The sequence below is a fragment of the Polaromonas sp. P3_C2 genome, assembly GCF_056402675.1.
This window is the reverse complement of the sequence record NZ_JBFUGX010001059.1, coordinates 1-931: the sequence shown is the minus strand read 5'-3', so window position 1 is coordinate 931 and position 931 is coordinate 1. Positions and strand designations below refer to the sequence as shown.

General features: G+C 57.0%; 1 protein-coding gene. It reads right to left on the bottom strand.

Features of this window, described 5'->3' with window-relative positions; genetic code table 11:
• Positions 1-219: 219 nt before the first annotated feature.
• Positions 220-849 (bottom strand): glutathione S-transferase family protein, encoded by a 630-nt coding sequence (locus tag AC1DWI_RS24550; protein WP_477671190.1) that lies wholly within the window; start codon positions 847-849, stop codon positions 220-222.
• Between the last annotated feature and the right edge of the window lie 82 nt (positions 850-931).

The following is a 931-nucleotide window of genomic DNA, read 5'->3' as shown; positions in this document are numbered from 1 at the left end:
ACGTAGCACTGCACCTTTCGTGCTGCGGCCCCAGCACTCAAGCACGTATGACGCGACAGCGCGAAGGCACAACGACCCGATCACCGCTAGCCCAATTGCGATGCCTCCCATGAACTGCCATGTGCTATCGAAGCCCATGCTGATGCCTTCTAGCGTTTGACATGAGAGGCGGGGTGCGAAGCGGACTCTGAAGTGTCCGCCTGACGGAAGAGTCAGGCCTCATTTCGGCTGCCCTTCCTCTTTAGCAATGACCTTGGCGACGAGAGGAAGTGCCAGCATTCGCGCCCTGTGATCAAGGATTCGGGGAAGGCGGGCGAGGTCCACCCCGTCACCCTCCAGCCAACGAGCAAGGGTTAGAAGATACAGATCTGCCACAGAGAACTCTTCTCCCAGAACCCACGGTCCACGCAAATACTCACTCTCAATAAGCGAGAAGGCATCACCCACAGATTGAGGAACCTTCCTTCGCATGGCGTCCCACGCTTCAGGTTCGTTTGCCCATCTGTGGCCGCGCATTCGATGGGCGTGAGCGACATGAACCGTGGAGCACAAATAGCTGTTGAAAGCGTTCATCTCCGCAAGCCGAAACGTGTCACCAAGCGGAGCCAGAAGCGCATCCGGGTACGTCTGGGCGATGAACATGAGCATGGCCGGTGTTTCCGTCAGGACCCCGCGTGCAGTCACGAGCGCTGGAACCCGGCCCTTCGGATTGACCTTCAGATAGTCGGCCGCCCGTTGTTCGTTCTTCGAGAAGTCGATCCGTACCAGTTCGTATCCAGCATTTGCATGAGCCAGCGCCAGATGCGTTGCCAGCGCACAAGTATTGGGGGTGTAGTAAAGCGTGAGCATGTGACCTCTCAATTTTGAATTGACGATGCGAGGAACTGCTTCAAGTGACGCCTAACGTTGAAGTTGACCGGCTTCAGCCAAC

Coding starts and splice junctions, on each gene's coding strand:
- AC1DWI_RS24550 (WP_477671190.1), bottom strand. CDS start 849: ATGCTCACGCTTTACTACACCCCCAATACTTGTGCGCTGGCAACGCAT.